Below are 24,150 nucleotides of genomic sequence, written 5' to 3' on the forward strand. Positions count from 1 at the left end.
AGAGCTAAGAAGCTCCCCCTGAATGCGTACTTAAAATTGGGATAGAGATGTCCTCGCTGTTTTTACATTTATGAAGTTGCTAAAAAAGGACACACTTGTCCCTTGGACAGCAACACCAGAAAAAACAGCACGAACAATGTATAAGTACGTTATAAATCTGCTTCGTGCTAAATTAAAAACTGATTGAGTCATCTCTACCCACCTCCGTTCTACCATGTGTTACATGTTATCATAGTAAATCCTTTCCATTTTGTCAATTGGTCATGACGTAGAAAAATAAAAAAGCAGCCCTCACCAATTAGTTGGTGAGAGCCATTTTCAGATATTTATATTCGCGTTGATTGTTTAAAAATACACTTGTTTTCATTCGTAGTGTCCTCTTTGCCGCGGGCAAGGCTTCAGTTAATATGGGGAAAATCGATCCGGTGGTTAACCTTCTATACCTTGCATCGCTGTAATTAAGGCAAGCTTGTACACATCTTCTACGTTACAGCCTCGCGAGAGATCATTAACCGGCTTATTCAAACCTTGTAAAATGGGGCCAATAGCTTCAAACTCCCCTAAACGTTGAGCAATTTTATATCCGATGTTTCCAGCTTCGAGACTTGGAAAAACAAATACGTTTGCTTCCCCTTTTAACGGAGAATCTGGTGCCTTTTTTGCTGCAACGGATGGAACGAAAGCTGCATCAAATTGAAACTCTCCATCTAAAACTAATTCTGGGGCTTTTTCATTGGCAATCTTCGTTGCTTCTACAACTTTTTCTGTTTCTGGACTAACTGCAGACCCTTTTGTTGAAAAGCTGAGCATCGCTACTTTCGGATCAATATCGAAAACTTTCGCTGTTTTGGCAGCTTCAATAGCTGTTTCCGCAAGATCGTTGCTATCTGGAGCAATGTTAATCGCACAATCACCGAAAATATAACGCTGATCACCTTTCACCATGACAAAAACGCCAGACGTTTTCTTTACGCCTTCTTTCGTCTTAATAATTTGCAAAGCTGGGCGGACTGTATCACCAGTAGAATGAGCCGCTCCGCTCACAAGACCTGCCGCTTTTCCAACGTGGACGAGCATCGTTCCAAAGTAATTCGGTGTTTTTAAAATCTTACGCGCGTCTTCTGCTGTCGCTTTTCCATTTCGACGTTCAACAAACGCTTCAACAAGCTCTTCAAAATCTGCGTAAGTGTCAGGGTCATAAATATCTACCCCTGCTACATCAAGTTGTAATTCATTTGCTTTTGCTTGAATGTCTGTTTCACTGCCAACAAGAATTGGGTTTAAAATCCCTTCTCGTTTCAGACGGACTGTCGCTTCCAATATTCGTTCATCTGTACCTTCTGGGAACACAATCGACGGATTGTTTTGTTTTACTTTATCAGCAATTGCTGTGAACATATCACTCACAAAAATTCCTCCTTTAGTTAATCAATACCCGTTACTATTGATAAGGATACTCCTTCTAAACGAAAAAATAAATCGAACAGACATGATATGAACAAAGTTTAAATTTTCTGAATGTACACTCTTTCACATACTGCCGAATCCCTTCTGCCACAAGCGCCCAAACAACATCATCAACTAACCATTATTTAGTAATATCCAATATCATCCAGGTGCCAGGCACCTGGATGATATTGGATATCGACGGATATTCACGGGTTCGGACATGTGTTTCATCAGAATTTTCGTACTTTTCATTGCAACGCTATGACGTATCCGATTATAATGAATGAATAATCAGTCATTTTTAGATTATTTTGACGTCACCACTTTCATTTATGCAATTAAAGGGGGAAAAGTCATGGGTTGTGAAGCGATATTTCAACAGGCAACAGTGAAGTCTTTAACGATGAAAAGCCGTATTATCATGGGATCTATGCATGTAGGATTAGAAGGTCTAGAGAATGGTGTAGAGAAGTTGACCGAATTTTATAAAGCGAGGGCGAGACACCACGTCGGCTTAATCGTTACAGGAGGTGCTGCAGTGAACCCTGAAGGAAGCGGCGGCACAGATTTTATGACGATATACGAAGAAGAAGATATTGAACGATGGAAACCGTTAACTTCAGGTGTTCATGATGAAGGCGGTGCAATTGCACTGCAGCTTTTTCATGCAGGAAGATATGCATATAAAGCTTTAACAGGATATGATCCTGTCGCACCTTCTCCGATTCAGTCGCCAATTAATCCTGATCAGCCAATTGAAATGACAGAAGAGGATATTCAACGAACGATTCAAGATTTTGCTGAAGGGGCTAGGCGAGCGAAAGAAGCTGGCTTCGATGCCGTCGAGATCATGGGATCAGAAGGATACTTAATTAATGAATTTACATCGCCAGTGACAAACAAAAGGACAGATCAATGGGGTGGTAGCTTTGAACGGAGAATTTCCTTCTCCCTTCTCATTACTGAAGCAGTACGTAAAGCTGTCGGAGAAAACTTTCCGATTTTATTCCGTATGTCAGGGTTAGATTTAATTGAAAACAGTACGACTGAAGAAGAAACGATTCAATGGGCACAAGCACTGGAAAAAGCAGGTGCTGATGTCTTAAATGTCGGAATCGGCTGGCATGAGTCAAGAGTACCTACTATTTCAATGAAAGTTCCAAGATTAAAGTTTGTCCCTGTTGCAGAAAACATTCGGAGAAATGTCTCAATACCAGTCATTGCAAGTAACCGGATCAATGATCCAAAAGATGCTGAAGCTGTTTTACAGAAAGGAACAGTTGATTTTGTTTCAATGGCACGCCCCTTTTTAGCGGATGAAAAGATCTTAACGAAAGCTTATGAGGAGCGATTTGAGGAGATTAATACGTGCATCGCCTGTAATCAAGCATGTTTAGACCATGTTTTTGAAGGGAAGCACGCCTCTTGTCTTGTAAATCCAGTTGCAGGAAGAGAAACGGAGCTGAAAATCGTCCCAACCTTTCATCCAAAAAATGTTCTTATCGTCGGCGCTGGCCCTGCCGGTTTAGAAGTTGCAAAAGTCGCTGCCGAGCGTGGTCACAATGTAACAATTATTGATGAAAAAAACGAAGTTGGCGGACAGTTAAATTATTCGAAGCGAATCCCTGGTAAACAGGAGTTTTATGAGACGTTGCGTTATTATGAAGTTCAACTTGAATTACTCGGTGTTACGGTCCTTTTAAATAAGAAAGTTGATGAACACGATCCAATCATTAAACAATCAGATGAAATCATTTTAGCGACAGGAATTGTCCCTCGAACTCCGGATATTGAAGGAATCAAATCTTCAAATGTTACCTCCTACAGGGACGTATTTGAAGGGAAAGCAGAACTAGGCAAGAAAGTCACCATCATTGGCGGGGGCGGAATTGCTTGCGACTTAGCTCTTTATTTACACAGTAAGGGAATTCACGATATCACACTTCTTCAAAGGAGCAAGTCGTTTGCTCGCGGCATTGGCAAAACGACGCGGTGGGCAACCATTATGGAAGTACGACAAAAAGGGATTCAAATGATTGGCGGTATTGATCGCTACAAACAAATTGACGGTTCAACGATTACTTATTTGAAGGACGGAAATGAACATCACCTTTCTGCTGATTCTATCGTACTTGCAGCTGGGCAGCTTGTAAATAACCGCTTAGCGGAAAAGCTCGAAGAAAAAGGTCATAATGTCCATATTATCGGTGGAGCAAAGCATGCTCTCGGTTTAGATGCCAAGCGGGCAATATACGATGGCACCATTATCGGCAGAGAAATTTAAAGGAGGCAAATGATGATGTTTAAAAATGAAACCGTTTTATATGAAGTAAACGATCAAGTTGCAACAATTAAGTTGAATCGCCCTAAAGTAAAAAATGCGGTTAATTTCCAAATGCATGAAGAACTATATGACGCGTTTCAAACTGCACAACACGATGAAAACGTCCGAGTAATCGTATTAACTGGAACAGAAGATTCTTTTTCCAGCGGTGCTGATATTAAAAGTTTTCCTTTAAATGAGATGGAAAACTTTGATCACGGTGAAGCATTAGAAAAAACATATAATAAATTAATTTTACTAATGGAAGAAATTGATAAACCGACAGTTGCCTATTTGAATGGAACCGCAGTAGGTGCAGGCTTAAGTCTAGCACTAGCTTGTGACTTTCGATTTGCAGATCGAAATGCAAAAATGGCCTTAAGCTTCATAAAAATTGGACTAACCCCCGATGCAGGAGCTTCCTATTTCCTGCCCCGGTTAGTCGGATTAGGGAAAGCGCTTGAACTGTCGCTAGGTGAGGCTATCAACGGTGAGGAGGCTCTTCGAATCGGTCTTATTCATCAATTAGGAGATCCTGCGGAATTTGTTGCAAAGCTCGTTCATGCCCCCTCCCCTGCTTATTCATCGATGAAGCAGAACATGAAAGCCGGCATGCACCTTTCCTTAAGGGAGACACTAGACCTCGAAGTCGAAGGACAAAGAGCTGCAGGAAAATCACCTTTTCACAAGCAGGCCATTAAAAACTTTATTCAAGGCAATAGAAAAAAATAAGTATCCGCCCGTAAAACGGGCGGTCAGGCTGTTGAGAATGTTTTCTCAACAGCCTTTTTTTAAAAGAAAAGTATGATATCTCACGATCTCATCCCTCCCGGCGGACGCTTTCCATGGGGCTTGTCTTCAACTAATTCTGACTCAGCGAAGCATCGTCAGAATGGATTTTCAGACTGCGCTGATCCCATTGGAGTCGCCGCCTTTCGTTCTTCAATCAACCTAGAACATCCATCGTTTCCTGTTTAGAAATGATGGTTATTTTTTCATCAGTTTTATCTGATTATTCAGGTAAATATAGTATAATATAGATAAAACGACTCGTGAGGTGATCGTGTGTTACGCCCCATTCGTGCAAAACAAGTTGAACTCGAAATGGGCTCTATCGATCAGTTAGTCCCAGACGACCACTTACTAAGAAAAATTGATGCCACAATTGATTTTTCCTTCATATATGACAAAGTAAAACCTTACTACAGTGAAGATAACGGTCGCCCACCAATTGATCCGGTTATGCTTTTTAAAATGCTGTTTATTGGATACCTTTACGGTATCCGATCTGAAAGACAGTTAGAAAAAGAAATTGAGACAAATATTGCTTATCGATGGTTTTTAGGATTAAGTCTAACTGATTCGGTTCCTCACCATTCCACCATAAGCTTCAATCGGCATAAACGGTTTAAAGAAACAGACATTTTTCAAGAGATATTTGATGAGACCGTTCTTCTGGCTATGAAGCATCGTATGGTTGGCGGGAGAGCTTTATTTACTGATTCTCCCCACCTTAAAGCCAATGCAAATAAGCGAAAATTCACTAAGAAGACGGTTCAAGTTGAAACACGCGAGTACATAGAAGATCTAAATAAAGCGGTTGAGGAGGATCGAAAAGCACATGGAAAAAAGCCCTTACCGGAAAGAGATAAAAGAAAAAGAGATTAAAGTCAGTACGACAGATAAAGAAAGCGGCTATATGTTCAGGGATGGAAAACCCGAAGGGTTCTTTTATTTAGACCATCGGACATAGGACCGTCAAGAGAAGATTTCGTGATCCTTGACGGTAGGAAAAGCAGAAAAAGTACCGTCTAGAGAAGATTTCGAGTCCCTTGGAGATAGGAAAAGCAGTCAAGCTGCTTCGACGCATTCCCTTCTTCGATTAATCTTGCAGAGGAAGAAGCACAGTATACCTTCCAACTATTCGTTACTTTTAAAGAGATCTCAAGCATACAACCCTTAAAGGTTTATTTTCACACAGGCAGAGCTTGTGATTTACAAAGAATATAATAAAGAAAGATGTGAGGAGTATCCTATTTTTTGTCATTACAGACCGAACTCCGCTCTCGTCTTTCTTCATTTTCACAATACCGTCACAACTTTTTTTAAGGGGCTGTCTATCATAGACATCCTGTTTGGTTTTTAAAAGCGCAAAAGGTATAATAGAGTTGTGAATACGTAATGTTCAAGTGACAGAAAAACAACTCGGCAAAGTAATGGTCAAAGGGTGGCAGCATTGACTCACCCTCTTTTCCTTTGTCATTTTGAGCATCTGTAAACAAAGGTTTTGATGATGATCTATATTTAGAATGGAGTGACTTTTAATGAGTGAAGCAGCAAAAACATTAGACGGCTGGTATTGCCTTCATGACTTCCGTACAGTCAATTGGTCAGAATGGAAAAAGCTTGATTCAGAAGAACGTGAGCAAATTATCGGTGAGTTTTTAGGCTTACTCGAAAAATGGAATGTAACAGAAAAAAATCGTGAAGGAAGCCACGCTCTCTATTCAATTTTAGGGCAAAAAGCAGATTTCATGATCATGTTACTTCGTCCAACTATGGACGAGCTAAATGAGCTTGAAAATGCATTTAATAAAACAAGGCTTGCAGAATATACGATCCCTGCTTATTCATATGTATCTGTCGTTGAATTAAGTAATTACCTTCCAGCAGATAAAGATCCAAATGAGGATCCAGAAATTCAAGCTAGATTGAAACCAACCCTTCCAAAATGGCAATATGTATGTTTCTACCCAATGGATAAACGCCGTGAAGGAAACGACAATTGGTACATGCTCTCAATGGACGAACGACGTGCGATGATGAGAAGTCACGGAATGATCGGGCGCCAATATGCCGGGAAAGTCCGTCAAATTATTACTGGTTCTGTCGGTTTTGATGATTGGGAATGGGGTGTCACCCTTTTTGCCCATGACGTCCTTCAGTTTAAAAAGCTTGTTTATGAAATGCGCTTTGATGAAGTGAGCGCACGTTACGGTGAATTCGGATCTTTCTTTGTCGGAACCATTCTTGAGCAAAATAAATTAAAAACATTTTTACACATTTAAAATCTGTTTATCGAGTACCTCAAAACATTTGAGGTGCTCTTTTTTCTTGTCCAATGACATACCTGCCCCTTTCAAACATACATATTAAAATAGCGGATACGAACCCCGTTGTACACCTAGGGAAAGAACATAAAGGAGGTGTTCGTTTGGCCGTCATTCAGACAAATTCAGAGGATGTTAAGTTATTAGCCCGTTTAATGCGTGCAGAAGCAGAAGGTGAAGGCGAACTAGGCATGCTGAAAGCAGGTAACACCATGGTGAATCGGGTAAGGGCAAGGTGTCTTGACTTTGAAGATATTAATGATGTCGAAAGAATGGTATTCCAATCACCTGGCGGGTTTGAAGCTGTTCAAAAAGGTTATTTCTATCAGAGAGCGAGAGAAAGGGAACAGAGACTTGCTAGGAAGCTCATTCAAGGAAACCGTTATGGTCCAGCAGAATTTTCACTTTGGTTTTTCCGCCCAGACGGTCCTTGTCCCGAGCAGTGGTGGGGACAATGGAACTCAGGACGTTATAAACTACATTGCTTTTACACACCTCTAGCAAGTGAATGTCCATCAGTATATGAAACCTTTTAACTTTTTCTTTATTTCATTTTAAAAAAGGAGTGGTCACATGTATCCAACAGGAGGGCAATTCTCTCCAAATGCCGGAGCATACGGGGGTTTTCAGCAACAAGCAGGCCAAGGCTATCCAGTACAGATGCCCGGAGGGGTCCAACCAACTAGACAAATGCAGCAAATACCTCAATTCGCTCAACAACCACCGCAGCAACAGTTATTAGATGTCCCTGGAATGCTCCCTATTGAGCAGTCTTATATCGAGAATATTCTTCGCTTGAACCGGGGCAAAGTCGGTACGTTTTATATGACTTTTGAACAAAATGAGAAATGGAATGCGAAAGTATTTAAAGGAGTTATTGAGGCGGCTGGACGCGACCATATCATTATTAGCGACCCACAAACTGGAAAAAGATATTTATTGTTAATGGTAAACTTAGATTATGTAACATTTGATGAACCATTAGAATACGAATATCCATTTAATGAAGCAGACCCAGCACAAGAATTAGCGACCTACCCACCAAGATAAAAAACATGAAATTAAAAGTCTCAACAAAAAATTTATAAAACGAAAAGGTAGCTTAGTTCATGAGAGGTCATCTAACTCTCTAACTAAGCTATTTTTGTTTGTTAAAGGTGACGTTTCATTGTAAAAATAGGGTTGTCTCAGGTACATCTAGTGTGGCAATAGGAAGTTGAGGCATTCCCCTCGGAAAAGTGCAGCATGAGTAGATGTCACATTTGTTCCTTAGGGTAAAAGCGTCCGGCGATAGTGATTTCGAATTCTATTTAATTTAATAAAAGAAAGGGTGTCCTCAAAATACTTTTTGGACAGCCCTCTTAAAATAACCTTATTTATTAAAGTGACAATGCTGCTACGAAAAGTAATACCCAGCCAATTAAAAAGGCTAATCCACCAATAGGTGTAATCGCTCCTAATACGCCAATTCCAGTCAGACTGAGGACGTATAAACTTCCAGAGAAAATTAAAATACCAATAAAAAACGCCCATCCTGCTCCATAAAGTGACCCGGAGGCTCCCATTTGCTGTATGAGAATTGCTACACTTACAATCGCTACTGAATGAATCATATGATATTGTACTGCAGTATTCCAAGTTTCTAAATGACCCGCTGCTTCCAGTCTCGGTTTAAGTGCATGTGCACCGAAAGCACCTAAAGCTACGAATAAAAAGGCACAAATGCTACCTATCATTAAAAATAGTTTCATATGGCGCAAACTCCTTTGTTCAATTAATCATCCTGAACAAAGAATATCATAACTTTTCATCATTGACCAACTAACTTAACGATTATGAACATACACCCTTAAAGCATTTTCCATTCTTTCTGCTTCCTCATTCGTTGTACTGTGAATGACAATGTGATCACCGTTCACTTCTAAATTTACATGCTTAAAGCCTTGTTGATGTAAAAAATCAGCGATCGCTTGAGCATTTTCCTTTTCTGCGTACATCGTATGATCACCAACGTAATGATGATTAACATATAATTCGTAACGATCATCATGTAATTTTGCATCTTGAGTTTCCTGACCTGCAAAACGGAAAAATATCGGAATACCTACATTCCCATTATTGAATATCACATGACCACTCCTTTCTTTTTTTCATTGTGTCCGATTATTTATTTTCCATGTATATTTCCAACAAGCCACTAAGTTATGTTAGATTTCATTGTTGATGACGAAAATCAACAAACTACCTCAATGCACCTTAAACCGACTAACTTTTTTTATTGAATACAACAATAGATGAAAAACCACACTAAATAAGTGTAACAGCCTTCTGCTTGTCACTACGTTTTTAAACTTACACGGTAGGAGATACTCGTTTCATAAAAAGTCGCCGTCCAAAAATCACGACTTCCGTGGTTTACTCATATCTTGGAAGGTTTGACGTTCATTTATGTAAAGAGAAAGAGAGGATACATAATAAGATGGAATGGTTGCCAGTACTACCTTTTATCGTTGTACTTATCCTTGCACTTACAACAAAACAAGTAATTCCAAGTTTATTCGCTGGTGTTGTTGTCGCTGCATATATAGACACTCCCAATTTAATTGGAGGGTTGGAATCATTATTGTATTACTTTACTTCTGCTTTTCATGATGGAAGTAACTTAAAAATTATTTGGTTCCTTTATTTATTTTCTGCTGTAGTCGGATTAATGAAAATTTCTGGCGGAATTAAAGGCTTCGTTAAGATTGCTTCTGAGAGGATTACTACAAGAAGAAGCGCTATTTTTCTTACGTGGATTTCAGCACTGGCAACTTTTAGCGCGCCAAGCTTTCGAATCGTAACGATCACGCCTGTGATGCGAGCATTGCTCAAAAAGCTTCCAATGTCCCGTCAAGAGCTCGGCTTCGTCATTGAAACGACAGCTACACCTGTGATCGTTTTAATACCATTAGCTACTGCTTTTGTCGGATACATGACTTCGGTTATCGAATTATCCATTCACCAAGCTGAAATAACGGGTGACAGCTACCGGTTATTTTTAACGAGTATTCCTTTCAATTTCTTTGCTTTTCTTATGATCTTATTAGGTGTTTATTATAGTATTTTTCATAAAACGCCCCACCCTCCTTTAAGTGAAAAAGAGGAAGAAAATGAACATAATGAAATCCCGGATGAAAAAACGTGGGAGGACTGTCATCCATGTGTAGCAAGAAATATTCCGGTGAAACCGTGGAATTTAATTTTTCCGATTATTAGTATCATCGGATTTACGTTTCTTTTTATGTACATATTAGGGGTCCGTGAAGGTGGTGAAGGGCTCGCTATTTGGATCGAAGCAAATGTGTTAGACGCGATGGTGCTCGCTCTATTATTAACATTAGTCGGACTCGCTCTCCTCCTTAAGTTTCAAGGTTTTACGATGAGCAAAATGATGAAATATATAATAGAAGGCGGCAATGATATGATGAGCGTCATTCTTCTACTTACAGTCATATGGGCGTTAGGAGAAGGAAGTGAATCATTAGGCTTTGCTCAAATAATTTCTGAAGCCTTTGCTTGGATTCCTCCAAGCTTTGTCGGAGTCATCGTCTTTGTTCTTGGCTGCGGACTTTCATATTTTATCGGTTCAGCATGGGGAACTTGGGGAATTTTAATGCCCATTGGTGTTTCGATTGCCGGTGCAAGCGGAGCGTCACTCCCTTTCGTTATCGGCGCTGTCTTTGCTAGTGGTACATTCGGGTCATTTGCTTCACCTTTAAGTGATGATACGAATACGACAGCTGGAATATTAAGTTTAAATTCAGTTGAGTATGCAAAATTCAAGTGGAAACCTGCAATCATTGCAGCAAGTTTAGCATCAGGGTTGTATTTACTCTATCCATTCATTTTTTGACCATTCATTGTGAACATTGAACTACTAGTTGCAGACAAATATCGTGATTTCCTTTATAATCGATTTAATCCTTAAGGAGTGCAACATCTTCGGGGAAAAACCCTTCAAATTCACGTCTCATGGCTCTTTTTTCCCTTACAAAGGAAAGGAACGGTGCCTGCAATGAAAACTTCTTTAACAGTCCGCCCTTATACAATGGATGATTTTCATGACCTGTTAACCATTCAAAAGGAAGCTTTCCCCCCTCCTTTTCCAGAAGAGTTATGGTGGTCAAAAGAACAAATACACTCCCATGTTCACACCTTCCGAAACGGGGGATTGATTGCTGAAATTGGTGGTGAAGCAGCAGGATCCGCAACTTCTGTCATCATTGATTATGATGGCTCTGATCATACGTGGGAGCAAATTGCTGACAACGGCTACATTAAAAACAGTCACGATCCAAATGGAGATACTTTATACGGGATTGACGTTTGTGTCAGACCGAAATTTCGTAGTAAAAGAGTTGCAAAAGCGCTTTACGATGCGCGTAAACAATTTGTCATCACGAACAGCTTGAAACGCTTTATTGCTGGCTGTAGAATCCCAAATTTTCATGAATTTGCAGGAAAAATGACAGTTGATGAGTATGTAAAGAGCGTGAGTACTGGTAACATTCAAGACCTCGTTTTATCTTTTATATTAAAGCAAGGGTTGACAGTAAAACAAATCATGCCGAATTATTTAGACGATGAGGAATCACTCCATTACGGTATCATCGTAGAATGGAGAAACCCAAGCCATTGACAACAAAGCTTGGGTTTCTTGTATGATAACAACTTACAAAATTTCAGTTAAAAATCAAACAAACTGTCACTTTCAGGTTCATCGCCGTCATCATAAATACGTGACTTTCCACTTGGATGACGCTTCTCTAATGAAGAAGATTCATTCTTTCCCCTTACCTCTTCAACTGAGGCGTGTTGAACTTTGGGTGCCTCCTTCTGTCGTGAACCTTCTGTTGAAAGGAGCGGCTCACAATAAGACTTCATCGTTGCTGCATGTTCACGATAGGCCGGGGAGGAAGGCTGTTCATGAAGAACAGCTTTCAAACGCTTTAATTCTTCCTCCATTTTCTCTAAGACGATCTCTGCTGGGATGTTCACCGACCTTCTCTCCTTTCTGATACAATCTTATTTTTCCGTTAACGCCATAAATGTATCTAAATCTTCTTTAATTAAATCAATCGCTTGCTGCCAAAAATCTGGTTTTGTTAGGTCTACATCTAAATGTTTTGCCGCTAAATCTTCGACTTCCATACGCCCTGTGTCTCGCAGTAAAGAGACATAGCGTTCTTCAAAGTCTTCTCCACCTTCAGCAGCCTTTGCATAAATCCCCATACTAAATAAATAACCGAATGTATACGGGAAGTTATAGAATGGTACACCTGTAATGTGGAAATGAAGTTTAGATGCCCAGAAGTGAGGCGAGTAGTTCCCTAACGAATCACAATAAGCTTCTTTCTGTGCTTCAAGCATTATTTCATTTAACCGGTGTACACTGACAAGTCCTTTTTTACGCTCTTCATAAAAGCGTGTTTCAAATAGGAATCGGGCATGAATGTTCATAAAGAACGCAATGCTGCGATTTAATTTGTCATCGAGTAATTGGATTTTAGCTTCTTTTGATTCTGCCGTTTTCACTGTAGCATCAGCCACGATCATTTCTGCAAAAGTAGAAGCTGTCTCTGCAACATTCATCGCATATCTTTGCGCCATTTGCGGTAAATCATTCATGACATGCTGATGATAAGCGTGCCCTAATTCGTGGGCAAGTGTTGCCACATTTGAAGCTGAGCCATCATAAGTCATAAAGATTCGTGACTCTTCAGACACCGGAAAGCTCGTACAAAACCCACCAGGACGCTTTCCTGGACGGCTTTCTGCTTCAATCCAGCTTTTTTCAAATGCCATCTTTGCAAAATCAGCCATTTTCGGACTAAACGTATGGAATTGTTCTGTAATCATTTCTGCTGCTTTATCATAGCTTACTTCTTCTACATTATCAGATAACGGCGCACTAATATCAACCATGTCTAAACGTTCAAGTCCTAGCAATTCAGCCTTTCTCTTTAAATATTTCGTAAATGTAGGCTTATTTTTTGTAATCGTATCCCACATTACATTTAATGTTTCCTTTTTCATCCGATTGATTTGAAGCGGTTCTTTTAAGACATCGTCCCAGCCTCTCGCATCATATGTTTGCAGTCTAAAACCGGCTAAGTGATTCAATGTATTCGCAAACAGTTCAGACTCCTTTGCCCAAGCTTTTTCACTTTGTTCAAAAACATGTGTCCGGACAGCACGATTTTTATCACTCATCTTATTTTGAGCTTGTCCGACTGATAACGATTTTGTTTCTCCGTTTTCTTCGATATCAACTGTCATTCGGCCGACGATCGTATTGTAAAAGTCACCCCACGCATGATATCCGTCAACAGACAAAGTCTGAATCAGTTTTTCCTTATCTCCAGAAAGCTTTTCTTTCGCATTCTCTCGTCTTTCATTTAAATTATACGTTAATGGCTTCAATTCTTCTAACTGAACAAATTGTTTCCACTCGCTTTCAGAAAAAGCTAGCAACTGTTCATCAATCGACGTTAACACGGCAGAGTATAGTGAGGAAAGCTGTTTTATTCTGCCTGTAAGTAGTTTTGCTTTATCATCTTTAACATTTTGTGCAGTTAAACAACTGACAAAAGCTCCACCTTGACGGACTTTCTTGCCAACTTCCTGTGCAAATCCGATCATCTCTGCCCACGTCTGTACACTTACTTCATTCTTTTCTTTTAATTGATCTAAATCATGTTGAAATGTCACGAGATCCCTTTCAAGTTCGTTTAAAAAAAGGTCATATTCTTCTGAATGACTTCCGCCTGGAAAAATTGCATCCAAGTCCCAAACTTCACTATATTTTTTCCCCATATGTACTTCTCCTCCTCTTTTTTTACTTGTTCATTAATACTTTTCCGAGGTGACGAATTTTATCCGATTCGTAAATATGTACACCTCTGCTTTCCTCTTGTGCAACAGCTCTCATGACTGCTGCAACATCCTTCCCTTTTACTGGTTTGTACTTTTCGAGTGGTCCTGCTAATAAAAACGATACTGGGGCAGTAAAATAAGCCGCTGCTTGTTCGCCCAAACGGAATTCCTCTCTTTCACCAATTAATAAAGATGGGCGAAATATGTGTAATGACGGGAGGTTTAATATGACTAAAGCTTCTTCTAACTTTCCCTTTACACGATTATAGAAAAAACGAGATTCCCTGTCTGAACCTATTGCAGAAACGACAAGGAGCTTTTTTACTCCTGCTTTTTGTGATAACTCCGCTATTTTTGTTGGATATACATAATCAACCTTTATAAACTGTTTTTTCGTTTTTGCTTTTTTCATCGTTGTTCCTAAACAGATAAAAACATCATCTATACTTTCGAATAGATGGTCATATTGTTCGAGACTGTCATAATCAATGACATGTTCAATGACATGTTGATCATTGAATGATGTTTGTTTTCTCGACAAAATATGAACTTCACTGTAGTATCCGCCAGCGATAAGCTCTCGCACTAACTGCTTTCCTATTAATCCTGTAGCACCAGCTATTAAGGCTTTTTTCAACCTTCTGCCCTCCATCTTGATCATATTTTTAACACCATGCTTGTTGGAGCAATGTCGTGACAAAACGGATACGCTCCATGAACATGGTGTAAGGTGTGTTATAAACAATGTACCATGAAAGTTAGGAAAAATGAAAGAATCGTACTATATTTTGTCCGTTTTTTCTGAAAATACACACTTCAGTCAAACAGTTATTGCCATAAAGCTAAACAACAAAAAAGAGGCCGCTCACTTAAAGCGAGAAAGCCCCTCTACTCTCTTATTTTGACGTTTCATCGTTTAACAGGTAAGCGAATTTTAAAAGTCGTCCCTTCATTAAGTTTAGATGAAGCCGTAATTGATCCGCCCATTTCGTTAATGATTTTGTAACTTATCGTCAATCCTAACCCTGTTCCTGTTTCTTTCGTGGTAAAAAAAGGTGTTCCTAATTTATTTAACGTATGCTTATCCATGCCAACGCCTGTATCTTTAATTCTAATCTCTATTTGATCATCGTATGAGGTCTGAATCATTAAATAACCTCCACCTTTCATTGCTTCGATCGCATTTTGAATGAGATTTAGAAAAACTTGCTTTAATTTGTTTTCATCCAATACAACTTTTGGCAAATCTTTGCCAAAATGTTGTTGAACTTTTATCTTTCGATCGTTTAATTGTGTTTGATGAAGAGTTAGTAAATCTTGCAGCATGTCTTCAATATTTGTCTCCGCTAATTTTTCTACAGGTGATGGATTAGCTATATTTAGGAGATCCGTAATAATCTTATTTACACGGTCGATTTCATTCATGATTAATTGGTGATATTGATCTTCTTTGCTTTCATTTTTATCTATTAATTGAATGCAGCCTCGTATCGTCGTTAACGGATTCCTTATTTCATGAGCAAGACCTGCTGACATTTCTCCGACTACTTTCAATTTTTCAGAGCGAATTAGTTCTTTTTCCATCAGCCGCTTTTCCGTTAAGTCAGAAAGAATGACAAGCATTTCATCATGTTCTGACGGATTTTCCAGATTCGGTAACGTAGAAATACTAATAAAGAAGTATTTAGACTCATCACCGAGTTTACATTCGATTTCAAATGATTGCTTTACGGCTTCTCTCCCAAGTATATGAACGAGCCCTGCTTCTGCTACGACCTTATTAAATGCTTCTGAAACATGGTCAATTTCCTGTAATGTTTTCCCGACAATTTCACCTTGATCAACAGAAAACAGCTTTTCACACTTTCGATTGAACAGAGTGATTTTATTATCTTTACGATTAATTGCGAATACACCATTGTCGGTCGTCTGTAATATTAATGTAGACTTTTTATGGCTGTTTTCCCGTTCCTCAAGCTTTTCAGTCATTTGGTTGAATGTGTTATTTAATTGGTTAATTTCTTCATATGCATTTATAAATTCTCGCGGCTGCTTCTTCCCTAACGCGAAATCATTCGTCGTTTTGACAAGACGCTGTACTGGTCGAACGAGATAATTTGAGAGACGTACGACAGCCATTGTTGTAACGACTAATACGATACCAAACACGACAACATATTGCTGTAACAGCTTTGTCAGCGGTTCATACAATTCGTCTTTATTCACGGAAACGCCTATATACCAATCATGCTCAAAGCCAGGCATTTTCTCAATTTTAGAAAAAGAATGTACTTCATTTTCTGCTTCAATCGTTAATAAATACTGGTCCGTAGCCACTTCGATAATTTCCTGTTTTTCCAGCTCGTATTCTTCAAAGTAGTTATAGTTAAAGATTTGTTCTTGGTCCGGATGTGAAATAATTTGTCCTTCACCATTTACTAAAAAAGCATAACCGCTTGAATCAGAGCCTTGTTGCTTTTCATTATAATCTCTAATCGTTCTATACAATTCATCAATATCGAAAATCGGTGAAATGACTCCGATCACATCCTGATTATAATTGTAGACCGGAGCTGCAAGAACGAATAGTGTCTGGTGTAGAAACTGAGAATAATAAAGATCTGACATAAATACATTTCCTTCTAATGCAATCGGAAACCAAGGTCGATCGGCTATGTCGGACCCCATCGTACCAATGTCACTGTCTGCTATAACCGTCCCATCCGTATCGACAAATATTCCACCAGAGTAGATTGAGTGTACATCAAGAAACTGTTGAAACTGTTCACGTATTTCTAAAGAGGTACTGTCTTCATCAGTAAATATTGGATTTCTAGCAATATATCGTACATCATTCAATCGTTCCTGAATAAATGCCTTTACTTCTAAAGCCATTCTTTCACTATTCATCGATAATGAATGTTCTACACTTTCAGTTATATCATTTTTTTGAGCAAAGAAACCCATCGTTCCGATAATCAGCATTGGAATGAATGTGATTAGTAGAAAAAAGACGAGCAGCTTTGATCGCAACGTTTGAAACATCCTCTTACTCCTTTAAACAAAACTTAGCTTATTACGAATAATGATTCTGCTATTTATACAAAATTCTATTCTATTTGATCAATCTATTAACACTTTAACTATTATAGTACAAAAATGATGCCAATTGGTGATTTATTCGACACATTCTAACTAGAATCGACATGTATTCGGACAATGAATGCGTTACTAGCTAAAAAAAGGGGGATTGACAAGGGTTGATCAGACAACGAGTACGCTATTGCGATTTTTATTGCTGTCTTCATGCGCGGAGCAGAGCAAAGCGCATTCTCTATTGGCGGATAATAAGTTCTCTATTAGTAAAAAAAGAGGCAATTGGAGGTTGAATAAGACCTTAACTGTACCGCCAAGAGGCGCATTCTGGCTCCTTGGCGGTACATAAATTACTATTTGTACCGTCAAGACTAGCATGCGGATCGCTTGGCAGGAAAAACCCCCTGCCTGTTTGATACCTTTTTGGAGGACAACGAGTACGCTATTTGCTAAAAAAGAGGTAGTTTCAAAGGTTAATCGAACAACGAATGCGCCATTTGCTAATAATGATGAATAATGAACCGCTTTAACGTTAAATAGCGAATCCTATGTCCTAAAGTATTGTATAAACAACGTTTTTGTCACAAATAACGGAATACACGTCCCACTCCTGAATAATAACTCCAATAACAAACGAGGGTATCGCCAAAAGCATATACTTTTGCGATACCCTCATTTCTCTTTAAGGTTGTTAAACTACGACCACTACATGTTTAAATAGTATTTATACAGTGCCTGTGTTCCAGCGTTTTCTTCACCTTTTTCAGCAAGATGCTCGTACAATTGTTTTGCTTGGGTTAGGCCTGGCGTATTAAGACCCATTTCTTCTGCTGACTGAATCGCTATTTTCATATCTTTTATAAAGTGTTTGATATAAAATCCAGGCTCAAAATCGCCTTCGATCATTCGCGGTGCTAACTTACTTAAAGAAAAGCTTCCAGCCGCTCCTGACTCAATACTTTTTAAAACCTTAACTTGATCTAGACCTGCTTTTTCGGCATATACCATCGCTTCACAAACACCCATCATTGTACTCGCAATCGCAATTTGATTCGCCATCTTCGTAAATTGTCCAGCACCTGCTTCACCTTGATGTTGAATGTTCGTTCCCATTAACGAAAAGACTGGCAGCAACGATTGAAACACCTCTTCATCGCCACCAACCATAATCGCCAGCTTTGCTTCTCGAGCACCAATATCTCCACCTGAAACTGGCGCATCAAATGCATACATCTCTTTCTCCCTAGCAGCAGCAGCGATCTTTTTAGCGAGAGAGGGCGTCGATGTCGTCATATCGACGAGTAAAGTGCCCGGCTTTGCATGATGAATTAATCCATCTTCGCTTAAATATACTTGCTCTACATCAGCTGGATAACCAACGATTGTAATAATAATATCTGATTTTACAGCAAGCTCTTTAATCGTATTGCACCAGGTAGCCCCTTCATTGACTAGTTCGTCTGTTTTTGTCTTCGTCCGATTATAAACGTTTACGGAATAACCACCTTGTAAAAGATGGAGTGCCATACTTTTTCCCATTACACCAGTACCAATAAATCCAATCACTTTTTGTTCCATCATGCACAACCCCTTTACTCTTAATCTATCTGTTCATTCCTACTTATATTTACTTGGGTCAGAGCCAAAACGTTTATTTTCATTGCATCGTTGAAGTCTTTCAACATCTTCTTCACTTAACTTGAAATCAAAGATCTCTGCATTTTCCTTAATTCTCGATGGCGTAACGGATTTAGGGATCGTTACGACATGATTTTGTAAATCCCAGCGTAAAAGAATTTGTGCTTCTGTTTTACGATATTTCTTGCTTAGCTCCACTAATAGTGGAGTACCGAACATTCGGCCACGCATTAAAGGACTCCAAGCTTCAAGTTGGATGTTATGTTTCTTACAATAACGATGCAGTTCCTCTTGTGTCAGAAGCGGATGATATTCTACTTGATTTACGACTGGAACGACCTTCGCATCATCCAACAATTGCTCTAAGTGAGAAATGTTAAAATTACTGACTCCGATCGCCCGGACTTTCCCTTCCTCATAGAGATGCTCCATTGCTTTCCACGTTTCTTTAAACTTTCCGGTAACAGGCCAGTGAATTAAATATAAATCAATGACTTCGAATCCTAATTTTTCACGGCTTTTTTCAAACGCTCGCAACGTCTCTTCATATCCTTGGTCATCATTCCATACTTTTGTCGTGATAAACAGTTCGTCCCGAGGGACATTTTCCTCACAAATCGCTTCACCAACACCTTGTTCATTATTATAAAAGGCTGCTGTATCTATGCTTCGATAGCCGGCATCCAAGGCTGTTTTAACAGCATTTTTCACTTCTTCCCCATCTTCAACTTTATAAACTCCTAAGCCTAACCAAGGCATTTTGACTCCGTTATTGAGTGTAACCGTTGATGTAATACTGTCTGTCATTTCCTTCCCCCCTTTTCATTAGGAACATATTCAGGTAGCGACCAATCGAGTTCCTCTGAACCGATTTGTCTTAAATACTCGTTTGTTTTTGAAAAAGGTTTGCTGCCGAAAAAGCCGCGATTTGCAGAAAACGGGCTCGGATGGGGCGATTTAATGATAAAATGATGGTCATTTGTAATGAGCTCTTCTTTTTGCTGAGCAGGTTTTCCCCACAAGATAAAAACGACTGGCTTTTCCCGTGCGTTCAGCACTCTGATCACTTGATCTGTAAACTGCTCCCATCCTCTGCCTTTATGTGAATGTGCTAAACCAGCTTGAACGGTCAATACTGTATTGAGTAATAGAACGCCTTCTTCCGCCCATTTTTGTAAATATCCATGAGACGGAATCGGATGCCCTAAATCATGATTCATTTCTTTATAAATATTTTTCAGCGATGGTGGGATACGGACACCAGGCTTCACTGAGAAACTTAAGCCGTGCGCTTGACCAGGGCCGTGATAAGGGTCTTGCCCTAATATGACTGCTTTCGTATTTTCATAGGATGTCGTATGTAATGCGTGAAAGATATCATACATATTAGGATAAACTGTCTGCTCCTTATATTGTTTTTTCAAAAATTCCCTTAGTTCAAGATAGTAGTCTTTCTGAAATTCATTTTGCAGATGTTCAGCCCAATCATTTGATAAAGTTGTCATATGATCACCTTCTAATGTAAGAAATTATCTTTATAAGATGTTCAAAATGTAAGTGTGACCCTTTTAGTGTAACATGTTCGCTAAACAAGGAACTTATGACTTTTTCCCTGCTTCTTTCTTTAAATGTTTCATCCCTTCACGAATACTTAATTTAGATAGATCTTCACTTTTTATAAATGCTTCTACCGATGCAGGATTTGTTTTTGAATACTCTCGCAAAGCCCAGCCAATTGCTTTCTGGATAAAAAATTCTTTGTCATGACGGTTTAATCGGATAATCTGAAATAATCGGTCAGCATTCGTCATCTCTTTATACTTTAACTGATGCAATATTGCCGTTCGGCGCAACCACATGTTTTCACTCGTCTGCCAGCTTAAAATATATGTTTCTATTAATTCTCGTTCTCGTAAAAACAATGGGCCAACAATATTTGAAGCAAGTGTATCAACCGTATCCCACCATGACTTCGTCGTGATTAACTTCTCTAACAGACGAATGTGGTCACGATGAAGCTCTTTTCGTCGTCGATGCAAAATGTTTAGTGCGGCATACTGATACTCTCTTTCAGGTAGCTCCCATAACTGATTGATCACTTGTATAGGAAACGGTTCGACCTTCAATATATCTGTTTCGTTAAAAAATTGTTTTAATTGTCCTTTTAGTTGAGGTGACTTGATTCCTAAAAATTGAAAGTGATTTTTCATATATTTTTCCATCGGGATCGCTGTTTCACGATTCGCCTCATTTTCAAGCCGTTCTCTTAAATTTTTTACATACATGTGATTAGCTCCTATTCCCTTCCATTTTCCACTAAAAAGAAGGTATTTAAGTCTCATACCCTAAATTGACAATCTATAACGTTCGCACTATATTAAAGATAATATTTACTAGATCGTGTTTTACAAAAGGGGGAACAATCCAACAATGGCTAAATTATTAATTACTGATGATGCAGCTTTTATGCGAATGACATTGAAAAAAATTGTTACTGACGCCGGATATGAAGTCGTCGGTGAAGCCGAAAATGGTAAGGAAGCTGTCGCGCTTTTTGACGAACATCGTCCCGACCTCGTTACGATGGATATTACGATGCCTGAAATGAACGGCATTGAAGCATTAAAGCAAATTAAAGAACTTGATCCGAAAGCTAAAGTTGTGATGTGTTCAGCGATGGGTCAGCAAACGATGGTCGTTGATGCGATACAACAAGGTGCTGTTGACTTTATTGTGAAACCTTTTGATGAAGTGCGTATTAAAGAAGCACTAGAAAAAGCGTTAAGCAGATAATCTACGTTTACAGTCAGGGGATAAATTCCCCTGTCTGTTTTAATATCCAGCTACTGCCTCCACCCTTCTCTTTATGACATTCCTTACGTAAATAAAATTTCCTGCTCAATTTTTAAATCAAGATAAATTCGTCGTTCGATGTATTTTACTCGAATAAATCGTCACATTGTCTCCAAATTCGGGCTTTGACAAATAAGGAAAATAAGTTTAGAAAATGGCCGTCATAGTAGATTAATGCTCTTTTGTTGCGACGTTTTTAAATACTGATACAATATATATTAATACCGATTATTTCGATAGGATATATAAGAAAGTTGACATACTGTGTCGTCAACTTATCGTCGAATTACCGCCGTCTTTCTTGTAATGTGCCACGGTTTGTTCTTTTAGACGTTAATCGAGAATGAAAATAAATGTTCTTATTTTTAAGGAAGGTGGATGAGAAATGGATAAAGTATACGTGATACACGAAAATGAAGAATGGTGTGAACCGCTTTTTTCCGCGTTAAAAAATGAGGGTGTGCCATATGAAAACTGGCATTTGCGTGAGGGCAGTGTCCCTTTAGATTCCGTTCCTCCAAACGGCGTTTTTTATAACCGGATGAGCGCTTCTTCGCATTCTAGAGGGCACCGTTATGCCCCAGAGTTAACTCATGCTATGTTAACTTGGCTCGAGGCATATGGAAGAACCGTTTTAAACGGTCGAAATGCGTTAGGATTAGAATTAAGCAAGGTTGCACAGTATGAAGCGCTAAAAAAACATGGTATTACAGTACCTCAAACGACAGCAGTTGTCGGGGATCAACAGTTGATTCAAGCAGCAGAACATTTTCCTAAACCATTTATTACGAAGCATAACCGTGCTGGAAAAGGATTAGGAGTACACCAATTCCAATCCGTTGGAGCGTTAAAACAATTTATTGAATCTGGCCAGTTAGAACCTTCTGTTGACGGTGTTATGTTGCTTCAGGAGTATATTTCCTCTCCAGATCAGACGATTACGAGATGTGAATTTATTGGAGGAAAGTTCCTTTATGCAGTAAAAGTTGATACTTCAGAAGGATTTGAACTTTGCCCTGCAGAAGCTTGTACAGTTGGTGAACAATTTTGTCCGACAGACGGATCAGAAGCTTCTGCCACGAAACGCCCAAAATTTGAAATCATTAAAAACTTTTCGAGTCCACTAATTGAAAAATATGAACAGTTTTTAAAAGAGGAACAGATCTCCTTTGCTGGAATCGAGCATATTACAGACGCAAATGGAAATACGTACACGTATGACGTTAATACGAACACAAACTATAACCCCCAAGCTGAGGAAGCCGCTGGCATATTTGGGATGAATGAGGTCGCTCGCACATTAAAAAAAGCAGTTTTATCAAACAAATAATGAAATTCGTGAGCATAAGCATTCATACGATCATCTTTAGGTTTTTTATATGGTGGTAGAATAAATAATATACGATGGGAAGTCTTTAAATGGATTCATTTTTAAAAATGAAAGCCCCTATCAAGACATTCCCTTCTTTTTTTAGTATCATTTATGTAAGAAGTGGTTAAAGCACATGTTCAAAAGGGATGCCATAAACAACGCCACTACATCTGTAGCAGTGTTTTTCTCGACTTTTGGACATTCTCTTATAGTATCAGGAGGTCAAAACGATGAAACCGATTGATCCGCAAAAAGCTCAAGATATACTGACAGAGCTTACAGGAAAAAAACTTTATATTCACTTAGAAACAACAAATGGTGCTTATGCATCACATAAAGACCAATCATTCTTTTCTGCAGGTGCATTTATTCGGAATGTTCAGCTGACATTTGTGCAAGGGCAAATTAAAGGAGAGGGCCCTTACCGCATCGGCCTTGAAACTGAATTAGGCTGGTTATACGCTGAAGGGTTAACAGACTTGCACATTAATGAACATGGTCAAGTATTATTTGCCGGTCACGACGCCGAAGGTAAATTAGCAATAGCACTTGAATTAAGCGAAACACCTTTTAAGAAATAAGTGAGGAAGTGATATGATGGAACGACATGTACTCGTTGTTTTCCCCCACCCAGATGATGAAGCATTCGGGGTAGCTGGCACCATTCTTTCTCATACAACAGCAGGAACACCTGTCACCTACGCATGCTTAACTCTTGGAGAAATGGGAAGAAATATGGGCAGACCTCTCATCGCAAATCGAGAAACATTGCCTGAGATTCGCAAAGCTGAGCTTCAAGAAGCTTGTCGACTGCTCGGTATTAAAGACTTACGTATGTTTGGAATGCGTGACAAAACTGTCGAATTTACAGACCAAGAATTATTCATTCAACGATTGTATAAATTGATGGAAGAAACAAATCCATCGCTCGTGATCACCTTCTACCCAGGATATGCTGTTCACCCGGATCATGATGCAACCGGAGCAGCTGTGATTCAAGCTGTACAACGTTTTCCTAAAGATAGTAGACCGACTGTACATGCTCTCGCATTCTCAGAAGGCTGTGAGGACGTAATCGGGTCACCGGATATAGAAAACCATATTGCTGATCATGCCGACCAAAAGCTTAAAGTCATTGAAGCTCACGAATCACAGACGGCAGGTATTATCGATGTCATGAAAAAAAGATTTAAGGAAAATGACGAAACGATAAAGGAACGAATGACGACAGAACGTTTTTGGACATACCCTATTCATGATCATATAAAGGAATAAAACAACAATCAAACTGCCTCTACCAGGATTCATCTAATGGATCAGGGAGAGGCAGATTTTTTCTTCTTGGTCGCTAGTATACGATACGTTAACGACTGATAACCGCAGCGGTCTCG

The 24,150-nt window shown here is 39.2% G+C and carries 23 protein-coding genes and 1 pseudogene; 12 read left to right on the plus strand and 12 right to left on the minus strand.

Translation table 11 applies throughout. From position 1 onward, the window contains the following. Positions 1-30 precede the first annotated feature (30 nt). Both CD001_RS26210 and pta read right to left on the minus strand, forming a co-directional pair. Positions 31-192 carry an RAxF-45 family protein gene (locus CD001_RS26210; RefSeq protein ID WP_179298570.1) on the minus strand — a complete coding sequence of 54 codons (162 nt, stop codon included), beginning with the start codon at positions 190-192 and terminating at the stop codon, positions 31-33. Positions 193-429: 237 nt separating this feature from the next. Then, positions 430-1,398, minus strand: a complete 969-nt coding sequence (gene pta / locus CD001_RS01765; RefSeq protein ID WP_407081134.1) for a phosphate acetyltransferase — start codon at positions 1,396-1,398, stop codon at positions 430-432. 406 nt (positions 1,399-1,804) lie between these two features. Here pta and CD001_RS01770 point away from each other — a divergent pair, with 406 nt between their 5' ends. From CD001_RS01770 to gerQ, 6 genes and pseudogenes are all read left to right on the plus strand, one after another. Further along, the gene (locus CD001_RS01770) at positions 1,805-3,733 is read left to right on the plus strand and encodes an oxidoreductase (RefSeq protein ID WP_096185928.1); all 1,929 of its coding nucleotides are present in this window, start codon (positions 1,805-1,807) and stop codon (positions 3,731-3,733) included. Positions 3,734-3,742: 9 nt separating this feature from the next. After that, positions 3,743-4,504 (plus strand): enoyl-CoA hydratase/isomerase family protein, encoded by a 762-nt coding sequence (locus CD001_RS01775; RefSeq protein ID WP_306454054.1) that lies wholly within the window; start codon positions 3,743-3,745, stop codon positions 4,502-4,504. Between the two features lie 333 nt (positions 4,505-4,837). Next, positions 4,838-5,522: pseudogene (locus tag CD001_RS01780) on the plus strand (transposase); the annotation flags it as partial. Between the two features lie 574 nt (positions 5,523-6,096). Continuing rightward, entirely contained in the window at positions 6,097-6,840 is a 744-nt protein-coding gene (gene hemQ, locus CD001_RS01785) for a hydrogen peroxide-dependent heme synthase (RefSeq protein WP_096185930.1), read from the plus strand. A 146-nt stretch (positions 6,841-6,986) separates the two neighbouring features. Then, positions 6,987-7,418, plus strand: a complete 432-nt coding sequence (locus CD001_RS01790) for a cell wall hydrolase (RefSeq protein ID WP_096185931.1) — start codon at positions 6,987-6,989, stop codon at positions 7,416-7,418. A 37-nt stretch (positions 7,419-7,455) separates the two neighbouring features. Beyond that, positions 7,456-7,932: a spore coat protein GerQ gene (gene gerQ / locus CD001_RS01795; RefSeq protein WP_257009683.1), complete on the plus strand. Its 477-nt coding sequence runs from the start codon at positions 7,456-7,458 to the stop codon at positions 7,930-7,932. A gap of 329 nt (positions 7,933-8,261) precedes the next feature. Here the strand turns inward: gerQ and CD001_RS01800 are convergent, their stop codons facing one another. Together CD001_RS01800 and CD001_RS01805 are read right to left on the minus strand one after the other, a co-directional pair. Then, positions 8,262-8,633: a DUF423 domain-containing protein gene (locus CD001_RS01800; RefSeq protein ID WP_096185932.1), complete on the minus strand. Its 372-nt coding sequence runs from the start codon at positions 8,631-8,633 to the stop codon at positions 8,262-8,264. Positions 8,634-8,708: 75 nt separating this feature from the next. Beyond that, positions 8,709-9,011 (minus strand): hypothetical protein, encoded by a 303-nt coding sequence (locus CD001_RS01805; protein ID WP_096185933.1) that lies wholly within the window; start codon positions 9,009-9,011, stop codon positions 8,709-8,711. A gap of 350 nt (positions 9,012-9,361) precedes the next feature. Here CD001_RS01805 and CD001_RS01810 point away from each other — a divergent pair, with 350 nt between their 5' ends. Continuing rightward, positions 9,362-10,777, plus strand: a complete 1,416-nt coding sequence (locus tag CD001_RS01810; RefSeq protein WP_096185934.1) for a Na+/H+ antiporter NhaC family protein — start codon at positions 9,362-9,364, stop codon at positions 10,775-10,777. A gap of 162 nt (positions 10,778-10,939) precedes the next feature. Continuing rightward, a complete protein-coding gene (locus CD001_RS01815; RefSeq protein ID WP_096190455.1) occupies positions 10,940-11,563 on the plus strand; it encodes a GNAT family N-acetyltransferase in 624 nt (207 codons plus the stop codon). A gap of 47 nt (positions 11,564-11,610) precedes the next feature. On the opposite strand, the gene CD001_RS01820 is transcribed toward CD001_RS01815, so the two are convergent. From CD001_RS01820 to CD001_RS01855, 8 genes are all read right to left on the minus strand, one after another. Beyond that, positions 11,611-11,922 carry a YwdI family protein gene (locus tag CD001_RS01820; protein ID WP_096185935.1) on the minus strand — a complete coding sequence of 104 codons (312 nt, stop codon included), beginning with the start codon at positions 11,920-11,922 and terminating at the stop codon, positions 11,611-11,613. A 27-nt stretch (positions 11,923-11,949) separates the two neighbouring features. Next, positions 11,950-13,740, minus strand: a complete 1,791-nt coding sequence (locus CD001_RS01825) for a M3 family oligoendopeptidase (protein WP_096185936.1) — start codon at positions 13,738-13,740, stop codon at positions 11,950-11,952. Between the two features lie 22 nt (positions 13,741-13,762). Then, positions 13,763-14,437 carry an NAD-dependent epimerase/dehydratase family protein gene (locus CD001_RS01830; protein ID WP_257009684.1) on the minus strand — a complete coding sequence of 225 codons (675 nt, stop codon included), beginning with the start codon at positions 14,435-14,437 and terminating at the stop codon, positions 13,763-13,765. 272 nt (positions 14,438-14,709) lie between these two features. Beyond that, positions 14,710-16,845 carry an ATP-binding protein gene (locus CD001_RS01835; protein WP_096185937.1) on the minus strand — a complete coding sequence of 712 codons (2,136 nt, stop codon included), beginning with the start codon at positions 16,843-16,845 and terminating at the stop codon, positions 14,710-14,712. Between the two features lie 756 nt (positions 16,846-17,601). Then, positions 17,602-18,474, minus strand: coding sequence for an NAD(P)-dependent oxidoreductase (locus tag CD001_RS01840; RefSeq protein WP_218839271.1), 873 nt, complete (start codon positions 18,472-18,474; stop codon positions 17,602-17,604). A 39-nt stretch (positions 18,475-18,513) separates the two neighbouring features. Next, entirely contained in the window at positions 18,514-19,341 is an 828-nt protein-coding gene (locus tag CD001_RS01845) for an aldo/keto reductase (protein ID WP_096185939.1), read from the minus strand. Then, positions 19,338-20,039 carry a uracil-DNA glycosylase gene (locus tag CD001_RS01850; protein ID WP_096185940.1) on the minus strand — a complete coding sequence of 234 codons (702 nt, stop codon included), beginning with the start codon at positions 20,037-20,039 and terminating at the stop codon, positions 19,338-19,340. Before CD001_RS01850 ends, CD001_RS01845 begins: the two co-directional genes overlap by 4 nt. 93 nt (positions 20,040-20,132) lie before the next feature. After that, positions 20,133-20,819 (minus strand): DNA alkylation repair protein, encoded by a 687-nt coding sequence (locus CD001_RS01855; protein ID WP_096185941.1) that lies wholly within the window; start codon positions 20,817-20,819, stop codon positions 20,133-20,135. A 145-nt stretch (positions 20,820-20,964) separates the two neighbouring features. Between CD001_RS01855 and CD001_RS01860 the strand changes: the two genes are divergently transcribed. The 4 genes from CD001_RS01860 to bshB2 all read left to right on the plus strand — a co-directional run bounded on the left by CD001_RS01860 (position 20,965) and on the right by bshB2 (position 24,034). After that, a complete protein-coding gene (locus tag CD001_RS01860) occupies positions 20,965-21,327 on the plus strand; it encodes a response regulator (protein WP_096185942.1) in 363 nt (120 codons plus the stop codon). 445 nt (positions 21,328-21,772) lie between these two features. Beyond that, positions 21,773-22,717 carry an ATP-grasp domain-containing protein gene (locus CD001_RS01865; protein WP_096185943.1) on the plus strand — a complete coding sequence of 315 codons (945 nt, stop codon included), beginning with the start codon at positions 21,773-21,775 and terminating at the stop codon, positions 22,715-22,717. A gap of 272 nt (positions 22,718-22,989) precedes the next feature. After that, positions 22,990-23,340, plus strand: a complete 351-nt coding sequence (locus CD001_RS01870) for a YojF family protein (RefSeq protein ID WP_096185944.1) — start codon at positions 22,990-22,992, stop codon at positions 23,338-23,340. 16 nt (positions 23,341-23,356) lie between these two features. Continuing rightward, on the plus strand, positions 23,357-24,034 hold the full coding sequence (bshB2, locus tag CD001_RS01875) for a bacillithiol biosynthesis deacetylase BshB2 (protein ID WP_096185945.1): 678 nt from the start codon (positions 23,357-23,359) through the stop codon (positions 24,032-24,034). Positions 24,035-24,150: the final 116 nt, after the last annotated feature.

It is taken from the genome of Evansella halocellulosilytica (genome assembly GCF_002335745.1).
Classification (GTDB): domain Bacteria; phylum Bacillota; class Bacilli; order Bacillales; family Salisediminibacteriaceae; genus Bacillus_CA; species Bacillus_CA halocellulosilytica.